Annotated in this window: 10 protein-coding genes; 9 read left to right on the top strand and 1 reads right to left on the bottom strand. The window is 73.0% G+C overall.

Annotation, left to right across the window (positions count from 1 at the left end):
* Positions 1 to 135: 135 nt before the first annotated feature.
* Positions 136 to 1,269 carry a YihY/virulence factor BrkB family protein gene (locus tag ACFWR9_RS41685; RefSeq protein ID WP_383852603.1) on the bottom strand — a complete coding sequence of 378 codons (1,134 nt, stop codon included), beginning with the start codon at positions 1,267 to 1,269 and terminating at the stop codon, positions 136 to 138.
* 99 nt (positions 1,270 to 1,368) lie between these two features.
* On the opposite strand from ACFWR9_RS41685, the gene ACFWR9_RS41680 reads away from it, so the two are divergent.
* From ACFWR9_RS41680 to ACFWR9_RS41640, 9 genes are all read left to right on the top strand, one after another.
* Positions 1,369 to 3,012, top strand: a complete 1,644-nt coding sequence (locus tag ACFWR9_RS41680) for an acyl-CoA dehydrogenase family protein (RefSeq protein ID WP_383852600.1) — start codon at positions 1,369 to 1,371, stop codon at positions 3,010 to 3,012.
* Between the two features lie 245 nt (positions 3,013 to 3,257).
* Positions 3,258 to 4,547, top strand: coding sequence for a GAF domain-containing protein (locus tag ACFWR9_RS41675; RefSeq protein WP_383852599.1), 1,290 nt, complete (start codon positions 3,258 to 3,260; stop codon positions 4,545 to 4,547).
* Positions 4,548 to 5,024: 477 nt separating this feature from the next.
* On the top strand, positions 5,025 to 6,332 hold the full coding sequence (locus ACFWR9_RS41670; protein ID WP_383852596.1) for a hypothetical protein: 1,308 nt from the start codon (positions 5,025 to 5,027) through the stop codon (positions 6,330 to 6,332).
* Positions 6,333 to 6,416: 84 nt separating this feature from the next.
* Positions 6,417 to 6,989 carry a GNAT family N-acetyltransferase gene (locus tag ACFWR9_RS41665; RefSeq protein WP_383852595.1) on the top strand — a complete coding sequence of 191 codons (573 nt, stop codon included), beginning with the start codon at positions 6,417 to 6,419 and terminating at the stop codon, positions 6,987 to 6,989.
* 162 nt (positions 6,990 to 7,151) lie between these two features.
* A complete protein-coding gene (locus ACFWR9_RS41660) occupies positions 7,152 to 7,235 on the top strand; it encodes a putative leader peptide (protein WP_310887545.1) in 84 nt (27 codons plus the stop codon).
* A 128-nt stretch (positions 7,236 to 7,363) separates the two neighbouring features.
* Entirely contained in the window at positions 7,364 to 9,061 is a 1,698-nt protein-coding gene (sirA, locus tag ACFWR9_RS41655; protein ID WP_383852593.1) for a sulfite reductase SirA, read from the top strand.
* Complete coding sequence (locus ACFWR9_RS41650; protein WP_383852590.1) at positions 9,058 to 9,237, top strand: hypothetical protein; 180 nt, start codon at positions 9,058 to 9,060, stop codon at positions 9,235 to 9,237. The genes sirA and ACFWR9_RS41650 overlap by 4 nt, the downstream gene beginning before the upstream one ends.
* Positions 9,234 to 9,944: a phosphoadenylyl-sulfate reductase gene (locus ACFWR9_RS41645; RefSeq protein WP_383852588.1), complete on the top strand. Its 711-nt coding sequence runs from the start codon at positions 9,234 to 9,236 to the stop codon at positions 9,942 to 9,944. Before ACFWR9_RS41650 ends, ACFWR9_RS41645 begins: the two co-directional genes overlap by 4 nt.
* Before the next feature lie 43 nt (positions 9,945 to 9,987).
* Positions 9,988 to 10,293, top strand: a 306-nt coding sequence (locus ACFWR9_RS41640) for an adenylyl-sulfate kinase (RefSeq protein WP_383852585.1), incomplete at its 3' end; no start/stop codon positions are given.

The following is a 10,293-nucleotide window of genomic DNA, read 5'->3' as shown; positions in this document are numbered from 1 at the left end:
CTGCACGCCACCCCAGTCCACCCCCTCACCCCGAGGATCGGACCAGGGCAAGGCGACCGCACACGGCCACGCCGCGCCCGAAAAGCCCGAAACACTCAGGCAACCACAGAATTCTAGAGACGCTTCGGTACCCGGTCACGAGGCCTCGGGCTTGTCGTGGTTGCCGGGCGGCGTGTGCTTCGCGTGGGTGCGGAGGCGGGCCGTGACGTCCTCCGGGGGGAGGAAGCGGGACCAGCGTTCCGGGAACTCCGAGGGCATGTCGGGGTCCGACTCGCCGTTCGCGGAGGCGCGGGCCACGTAGTCGGCGACCTGGGCCTGGCGCAGCCGCTCGTTGGCCTCGCGGGCGGCGGCGGTGGCGGCGGCCGGCCAGACCCGGTCGATGGCCGCGTTGACCGCGGCCCCGACGAGCACCGCGAACGCGGACACACCGATCCACAGCAGCACGGCGACCGGCGCGGCCAGCGAGCCGTAGATCGTGGGGCCCTCGACGGTGCTGGTGAGGTAGATGCGCAGCAGGAAGCTGCCCAGCACCCACATGCCGAGGGCGACCAGCGCGCCGGGCACGTCCTCGATCCACGGGGAGCGCACCGGCACGGAGACGTGGTACAGCGTGGTCAGGAAGGCCACCGACAGGATGATCACGACCGGCCAGTACAGGACCTGCACGACCGTCGTCGACCAGGGCACGATCCGCACCACAGCGTCCGGTCCGGCCACCAACAGCGGCAGCGCGACGGACCCGATCAGCAGCGCCACCAGGAAGAGCAGGAAGGCCATCAGGCGGGTCTTGACGATCCCCCGGACGCCGTCGAGGCCGTACATCACGGTGATGGTGTCGATGAAGACGTTCACCGCGCGGGAGCCCGACCACAGGGCGAACAGGAAGCCGATGGAGATGACGTCCGGCCGGCCGCCCTTCATCACGTCGTCCAGGATCGGCTCGGTGATCTGCTTGACGCCCTTCTCGGAGAGCACCGCGCGGGAGGCGTCCAGGATGTTGTTGCGCAGGCTCTCTGTGGTGTCGGCGCCGATCCAGGAGTCGACGTAGCCGAGCAGTCCCAGGAGGCTCAGCAGCAGGGGCGGCACCGACAGCAGCGTGAAGAACGCGGCCTCGGCGGCCAGGCCGAGGATGCGGTACTCCATGCACGAGTTGACCGTGTCCTTGAGCAGCAGCCAGGCGGTCCTGCGTTTGGAGACGTTCCGGTACAGGACCCGGACACGATGAAGCCGGCCGGAGGGCCGTTCGGGGGATTCACTTGCTGGCTGCACGCCCTAAAGGTATCCGCCGCCGGGGGTCGCACTCATCCGCGGACGCCCACCCGAAGGTGCCGACTCCGCGCAGGTCCCGGGCACGATAGGTTCACGTTCATGGCAGCCAGCACCCACACCGTGACGAATCAGGCGCCGCCGCTGGTCGGCCACGACGTCTTCACCGGCGACCGGGCCCTGACGGCCGCCGTCGAGCGGCACCTGGCACCGGAGCTGCGCGAGGAGGCGCTGTCCGAGCTGTCGGGCCTGGGCCGCAGCTGCGGGTCGCTCCAGACGCAGGAGTGGGGCGTCCAGGCCAACACGAACCCGCCGGTCCTGCGCACCCACGACCGGTACGGCCACCGCGTCGACGAGGTCGACTTCCACCCGGCCTGGCACCGGCTCCTTGGCAAGGGCGTCTCGGCCGGCCTGACCGCGGCCTGGACCCGGCCGGGCGGGCACGTGCTGCGCGCGGCCGGCTTCCACATGTGGACCCAGGTGGAGGCGGGCAACTGCTGCCCGCTGTCGATGACCCACGCCGCCGTGCCGGCCCTGCGCGCCGACCCGGACCTGGCCGCCGAGTGGGAGCCGCGGCTGACCTCCCAGGTGTACGACCGCGAGCTGCGGCCGGCCCGGCTGAAGGCCGGCGCGCTGTTCGGCATGGCCATGACGGAGAAGCAGGGCGGCAGCGACGTACGGGCGAACACCACGTCGGCCCGGCCGCTGGCCGAGGACGGCACGTACGCGCTGACCGGGCACAAGTGGTTCTGCTCGGCGCCGATGTCGGACGGCTTCCTGGTGCTGGCGCAGGCGCCGGGCGGGCTGACCTGCTTCCTGGTGCCGCGCGTGCTCGCGGACGGCACCCGCAACGTGTTCCTGATCCAGCGGCTCAAGGACAAGCTGGGCAACCGGTCCAACGCCTCCGCCGAGGTCGAGTTCGACGGCACCTGGGCCCGCCGGGTGGGCGAGGAGGGGCGCGGGGTGCCCGCCATCATCGACATGGTGGCGGCCACCCGGCTCGACTGCGTGCTGGGCTCGGCGGGTCTGATGCGGCAGGCCGTGGCGCAGGCGGTGCACCACTGCGGGTACCGGGAGGCGTTCGGCGCGAAGCTGGCCGACCAGCCGCTGATGCGCAACGTCCTCGCCGACCTGGCGATCGAGTCGGAGGCGGCGACCACGCTCGCGCTGCGGCTGGCGGCGGCCCAGGACGCCGCGGGCGACGGCGACGAGCGGGAGCGGGCGCTGCTGCGGCTGGCGGTGCCGGCGGCGAAGTACTGGGTGACGAAGCGGTGCGCGCCGGTGGTGGTGGAGGCCGCCGAGTGCCTGGGCGGCAACGGGTACGTCGAGGAGTCCGGCATGCCCCGGCTGGTGCGCGAGTCGCCGCTCAACTCGATCTGGGAGGGCGCCGGCAACGTACAGGCGCTGGACGTGCTGCGGGCGCTGGGGCGGGAGCCGCTGGCGATGGACGCGTACCTGACGGAGGTGGGTCTGGCGCGCGGCGCCGACCACCGGCTGGACGCGGCGATCCGGGGCCTGCTGACGGAGCTGGCGGACCTGGCGGCCGCCGAGGGGCGGGCGCGGCGGCTGGTGGAGCGGCTGGCGCTGGTGCTCCAGGGCTCGCTGCTGGTCCGGTACGCGCCGCCGGAGGTGGCCGACGCGTTCTGTGCCGCGCGGCTGGGCGGCGACGGGGGCGCGGCCTTCGGCACACTGCCGCCGACCCTGGACCTGGCGTCGGTGGTGGAGCGGGCCCGACCGGGGGCCTGATCCGGCCATGTGGTGCGGAGGTGGTGCTGCGCCGACACGGCACCACCTCCGCCACACGGGCCTGTTCGGGCCGCGTACGCCGCTCGGGGCGGCGTGGTTCAAGTCTGGCCACCCGCCCGGCCGTCCACCAGGGTTGCAGGGGGTTGCAACTTGCTGTCGGCTGTGTGCGGACTGTGCCCTCACGGGCACGGGCAAGCGGTCACTATGAGACGAACATCCGCCTTCCGGGAGGGGGACGAGGACCTGTGGCGCTCTCGCCGATGGACGTGACGCAGCTCGCCGCCGTCGACGCGGCGCGTGCGGCCCGGATGCTCAGTGAGGTCCGCTCCGCCAGGCTCTCCGGCGGACAGGCCCCGGTGGCACCGCGGCCGGTGATCGAGCAGTCCTGGGAGCGGGTGCTGCGCGGCGGCGTCGATCCCGACCACGACGTCCGCTCCGGGCTGCTGCCGCCGGAGGAGGTGCGGCGGCGGCGCGAGTCCTCGGCGCTGCGGCACGTGCTGCCGGTGCTGAGGGAGGGGCTGCTCTCGGTCGCGGACATCGCCCACCACATCATGGTGGTCGCCGACGAGGACGGCCGGGTGCTGTGGCGGGAGGGCAGCGCGCCGGTGCTGCGCAGGGCGGACGGGCTCGGGTTCGAACTCGGCGCGGACTGGCGCGAGGAGGTGGTCGGCACCAACGGCGTGGGGACGCCGGCGGTGACCCGGCGGCCCGTACAGGTCTTCGCCTCCGAGCACTTCGTCCGGTCCCAGGCGACCTGGACCTGTGCCGGGGCGCCGATCACCGACCCGCGCAGCGGCAGGCTGCTCGGCGTGGTCGACGTGAGCGGGCCGCTGGAGACGATGCACCCGGCGACGCTCGCCTGGGTCGACTCGGTGGCCAAGCTCGCCGAGGCCCGGCTGCGCGAACTGCACGTGCGGTCGCTGGAGCGGCTGCGGGCGGTGGCCGCGCCGGTACTGGCCCGGCTGGCCGGGCGGGCGCTGGTGACGGACCGGGACGGCTGGACGGCGGCGGTGACGGGGATGCCGTACGTGGACCGGGTGGCGCTGCCCAAGTCGCCGGAGGCGGGGACGAGGTGGCTCCCGGCGGTCGGGGCCTGCACCGTGGAGCCGCTGGCCGGGGGCTGGTTGGTGCGGGCCGCCGAGGGGCCGGTGCCGCGGGGCGCCACCCGGATCGTGCTGGACCTCGGACAGCCGCGCCGCTGGTCGGTGCGGGTGCTGGGCGGGGCGGGCGACTGGGCCCGGGAACTGAGTCCCCGGCACGCCGAGTTGCTGTACCTGCTGGCCGTGCACCGGGGGGGCCGCAGCGCCGCGGGCCTGGCCGAGGACGTGTTCGGCGACCCGGCCCGCACGGTGACGGTACGGGCGGAGATGTCCCGGGTCCGTCGATACCTCGGCCCGTACCTGGAACATCGGCCGTATCGTTTCTGCGAAGCCGCGGAGGTGGAGGTCCTCCTCCCACCCGACCCCCGCGACCTGCTCCCCCACTCCACGGCTCCGGCGGTGCGGGAGGGCAGGACGACGCTGGGGGTGCCTTGACGCGGGGCGACGACAGCGGCGTGCCCCTGAGCCCGCCCGATGCCTCCGGGCCGCCCGACAGTTCTGGGCCGCCCGACGATTCCCGCCCGGCCCGCGCAGGGCTAGAACCCAGTCCGACCGGGCCGCCCGACGATTCCGGGCCGCCCGACGATTCCGGGCCGCTCACGATTCCGAGCCGCCCCACGCTTCCCGACCGCACCCGAAAGCCCCGCACAGCCCTGCGAGCCCGCTCCACACCGGGCGTTCACCCGCACCCCCGGCGGCCGGCGCCCACGCGGGCTCCCACCCGGCTCCCGCCCCGCCAGCGCAGCGCCCCGCCCCGGTTGGCCGTAAAGGCGGGTTGATTTCGCATAATTGCAACGTCCGCGTCCGCGGACCCGGCCGACTGCCGTAGCATCCTCTACGGACCGTCCCATCCGCTCCTCGGTCAACGCGTCCACCGTCGAGCGCAGTTGGTCCGGTGTCCGTGGAGGTTCCATGAAGCATCGCGGCAGACACCGCCGGCGCAGGCGGGGACGGGCGCTGCGCGCGGCCCTGACCGGGGCGGCCCTCGCGCTGACCGGCGCCGCCACGCTGATCAGCGCCTCGCAGGCCACGGTCGCCGACGACCCCGGCACTCTCAAGCCCCTCACCTCCGCCGCCGAGACCGACGCCCTGCGGCTGACGGAGCAGCGCGTACCCGGGCCCTGGCTCGACCGGCTCTCCGACGCCATGGGCGAACCGGTGGGCGTCGACGCCGTACTCGACTCCGCCGACCGCACCCTGCGCGACGCCGCCGACTGCACCGCGGGAGAGAAGGAGTCACTGCCGGTCTCCCCCGCCGCCACCCGCGCCTACTGCTGGGACGAGGCCGACACCGAGGGCTGGCTGCCCGGCGCGGTCACCACCTCCGGGGACGCCGACGAGGACGGGACCTGGGGCGCCCACCGCGTCATCGTCTCCGCCTGGACCCGCGACGACGGCACCCCCCAGGGCGGCCTCGCCCGGGTCTCCTTCGTCGACGCCGACGACCCCGACCACCTCGGCTACACCTCGGCCCTCCTCGCCGTCCCGGTCGACGGCGGCCACGACTACCGGGGGCTCGCCTCCCCCGTCACCGGCATGGTCTGGTACCAGGACAAGCTGCTGGTCACCACCGCCGCCGGAGACCGCGACGCGCTGTACGTGTACGAGGTGGACCGCGTCCAGCGCGCCACCACCGCGGCCGCCGCCGTCGGACGGGTGCCGGGCGGCTGGGCGGCGGGCGGACACCGGTACGTACTGCCCGCCGTCGCCTCGTACCGCCTCCCCGACACCGACGACGCCGCACGGCCCGGCGCGATCTCCCTGGACCGGAGCACCACCCCCGACAGCCTGGTGGCGAGCGAACGGGTGGCCTCGGACGACGACCGCCCCACCCGGCTGTGGCGCTACCCGCTGAGCACGGACCCGGACCGCACCGGCCTCCCGGCCACCGACTCCGCCGGACGCCTGGACGCGGTGGAGGCGTACGAAACCGGGGCGGCCGAGGTCGGGGGGGTGCTGTCGCACCGCCCGGCGGGCGCCGCACGCGCCGACTGGTACCTGGACCGCTCGGCCGGCGGCCACGACGGACGCGGCACCCTGTGGCGCCAGGACACGGAGGGCGCCCGGGCCACCGAGTGCGGCTCCGACGGCTCGCAGCGCTGCTGGAGCGGACAGGCGGGCTCCCTGTCCTACTGGGCGCGGACCGGCGAGGTCTGGTCCCAGTCGGGCAGCATGCTGTTCGCCCTGCCGCTGAGGTCGATCGAGGACGCGCTGGACTGATCCGCGCGGCGAAGGTGGCCGGCCGCCCGGGATCGGGCCGCCCGGGATCGACAGATCCGTGAACCGGATGATTCCCTGACCGGCATGACCAACATCGCCGTGACCACCTGGTCCCTGGAGCAGACGGCGCCCACCGACCTGCTGCCGGCCGCCGCCCCGGAGGGGGACGTGCGGATCGTCCGCTCCGCGGTGCCCTCCCCCGAGTTCAGCCGCTTCCTCTACGCCTCGGTCGGCGGCGACATCCGCTGGACGGACCGGCTCGGCTGGAGCCACGCCCGGTGGCTGGAGCACCTGGACCGGCCCGGCGTGGAGACCTGGGTCGCCTACGACCACGGCACGCCCGCCGGATACGTGGAGCTGACGGCCGGCGACGACGGCGTGGTGGAGATCGAGTACTTCGGGCTGCTCCCCGCGTTCCGGGGCCGGCGCATCGGCGGCCACCTCCTCTCGTACGGCACCGCCCGCGCCTGGGACATCGCGGACCGCCGGCCGGGGCTGGCCACGACCAAACGGGTGTGGCTGCACACGTGCAGCAAGGACGGCGAGCACGCCATGGACAACTACCAGCGGCGCGGCTTCCGGCTTTTCGACACCAAGGTCGAGGAGGAGGCGGACCTGGCCACTCCGGGCCCCTGGCCTGGGGCGTTCCCCGCCTGATTCCCACCTGATCCCCGCTCGATCCCCGCCTGACCGGCCGGCCGCCGCCCCCACGGGCGCCCGCTGTGATCCACAACACCCTTGTCTCGCTCTGCGGGACAAGGGTGTCCGCATCTTGGACGAAGCTGGACTGTGTCCAGATCGCCGTGCCAGTCTTCCGTCATGCCTGGAACTGGAATTGCCTTGGTGAGTCGGCGGCACGTCGACCTCGGCCGCATGTCCAGCGCCATCTGTCCGGCCCGCTGAGAGCCCCCTCCAGCACTACCGGATTCCCCGCATCAGCCTCCGCCCGCGCAAGGACGCGCATGTCTGCCATGCGCCCGTGCGCGCAGGCCAGAGCCGCTTTCCGTCTGCCTTGAAGGACGTGTCACACCATGGCCGCCACTCCACCCGAGCCTGCCGCCGCGACCCCCCGCCGCAAGGTGAGCCGTCACCGTGGCGAGGGCCAGTGGGCGGCCGGTCACTTCACCCCGCTCAACGCCAACGAGCAGACCAAGAAGGATGACGACGGTCTCAACGTACGGACACGGATTGAGACGATCTACTCCAAGCGGGGTTTCGACTCGATCGACCCCGGTGACCTGCGCGGACGTATGCGCTGGTGGGGGCTGTACACCCAGCGCAAGCAGGGCATCGATGGCGGAAAGACGGCCGTCCTGGAGCCGGAGGAGCTGGACGACAGCTACTTCATGCTCCGCGTCCGCATCGACGGCGGCGCGCTGACCACCGCACAGCTGCGGGTCGTCGGCGAGATCTCGCAGGAGTTCGCGCGCGGCACGGCCGACATCACCGACCGGCAGAACGTCCAGTACCACTGGATCCGGATCGAGGACGTGCCCGAGATCTGGAACCGCCTGGAGGGCGTCGGCCTGTCCACGGTGACCGCCTGCGGCGACACGCCCCGCGTGATGATCGGCTCCCCGGTGGCGGGCATCGCCGAGGACGAGATCATCGACGGCACGCCGGCGCTGGAGGAGATGAAGCGCCGCGTCCTGAACAACCCCGCGTACTCGAACCTCCCGCGCAAGTTCAAGACCGCGATCTCCGGGTCGCCGGTCCTCGACGTCGTGCACGAGATCAACGACGTGGCGTTCGTCGGCGTGGAGCACCCCGAGCACGGGCCGGGCTTCGACCTGTGGGTCGGCGGCGGCCTGTCCACCAACCCCAAGCTGGGTGTGCGCCTGGGCGCATGGGTGCCGATCGAGGACGTCCCCGACGTCTACGAGGGCGTCATCTCGATCTTCCGCGACTACGGCTACCGGCGGCTGCGCAACCGCGCCCGCCTGAAGTTCCTGGTCGCCGACTGGGGCGCGGAGAAGTTCCGCCAGGTCCTGGAGGACGAGTACCTGAAGCGGAAGCTGACCGACGGCCCGGCGCCCGCCGATCCCACCAGCCGCTGGCGCGACCACATCGGCGTGCACCGGCAGCGCGACGGCCGCTTCTACGTCGGCTTCGCCCCGCGCGTCGGCCGCGTCGACGGCACCATCCTGACCAAGGTCGCCGACCTGGCGGAGGCGCACGGCTCGGGCCGGGTCCGCACCACGGTCGAGCAGAAGATGATCATCCTCGACGTCGAGGAGGGGCAGGTCGACTCCCTGGTGGAGTCCCTGGAGGCGCTCGACCTCACCGCCCGGCCCTCCAGCTTCCGGCGCGGCACCATGGCCTGCACCGGCATCGAGTTCTGCAAGCTGGCCATCGTCGAGACCAAGGCGCGCGGCGCCTCCCTCATCGACGAGCTGGAGCGCCGCCTCCCCGACTTCGACGAACCCCTCACCATCAACCTCAACGGCTGCCCCAACGCCTGCGCCCGCATCCAGACCGCGGACATCGGTCTCAAGGGCCAGCTGGTGCTGGACGAGCGGGGCGAGCAGGTCGAGGGCTACCAGGTGCACCTGGGCGGCGCCCTCGGCCTGGAGCCCGGCTTCGGCCGCAAGGTGCGCGGCCTGAAGGTCACGGCGGAGGAACTGCCGGACTACGTGGAGCGCGTCCTCAAGCGCTTCGAGGCCGAGCGCGAGGACGGCGAGCGCTTCGCCACCTGGGCGGCCCGCGCCTCCGAGGAGGCCCTGTCATGACGGAGCGTGCCGCGCCCTTCTACTGCCCCTACTGCGGCGACGAGGACCTGCGTCCGCACGAGCAGGGCCACGGCGCCTGGGAATGCGCGGCGTGCAACCGCGCATTCCAGTTGAAGTTCCTCGGCCTGCTGTCCCGGGGACTTCAGCCCAACTCCACGGGAGGAGAACCGATATGACCGCGGTTCGGGAAGAGCGTACGACCGACGAACTCAAGGCGCTGGCCGAGCGGGCGGGCCGCGAACTGGAGGACGCCTCCGCCCTGGAGATCCTCCGGTGGGCGGCCGACACCTTCGGCAGCCGCTTCTGCGTGACCTCCTCGATGGAGGACGCGGTCGTCGCCCACCTCGCCTCCCGCGCCCTGCCAGGCGTGGACGTCGTATTCCTCGACACCGGCTACCACTTCCCGGAGACTGTCGGCACCCGGGACGCGGTGGAGGCCGTGATGGACGTGAACGTCATTACGCTCACCCCACGCCAGACCGTCGCCGAGCAGGACGCCGAGTACGGACCCAGGCTGCACGACCGCGACCCCGACCTGTGCTGCGCGCTGCGCAAGGTCAGGCCGCTGGAGGAGGGCCTGGCGGGCTACCAGGCCTGGGCGACCGGCCTGCGCCGCGACGAGTCCGAGACCCGGGCGAACACCCCCGTGGTCGGCTGGGACGAGAAGCGGCGCAAGGTGAAGATCTCTCCCATCGCCAAGTGGTCACAGGAAGATGTGCAAACGTACGTCGACGAGCACGGCGTCCTCACCAACCCGCTGCTCATGGACGGCTATGCCTCCGTGGGCTGCGCGCCGTGCACCCGCCGTGTGCTGGAGGGCGAGGACGCCCGCGCCGGACGCTGGGCGGGCCTCACCAAGACCGAGTGCGGACTGCACGGCTGACATGACGACGACCACCGGACCATCGAGTTCCAGGGAGAACCACGTGACGACCGGAGCCACCGTCTGGCTCACGGGCCTGCCCAGCGCCGGGAAGACCACCATCGCCCACGAGCTGGCCGGCCGCCTGCGCGAGGAGGGCAGGCGCGTCGAGCTCCTCGACGGCGACGAGATCCGCGAGTTCCTCTCCGCGGGCCTCGGCTTCGGCCGCGCGGACCGGCACACCAACGTGCAGCGCATCGGCTTCGTCGCCGAACTGCTCGCCCGCAACGGCGTCACGGCGCTGGTCCCGGTGATCGCCCCGTACGCCGACAGCCGCGACGCGGTCCGCGAGCGCCACGAGGCGAACGGC

This window comes from Streptomyces sp. NPDC058534 (genome assembly GCF_042717365.1).
Classification (GTDB): Bacteria; Actinomycetota; Actinomycetes; order Streptomycetales; family Streptomycetaceae; genus Streptomyces.
Note: the sequence above shows the minus strand (reverse complement) of the source record. Positions and strands in the feature narration are given on the sequence as shown.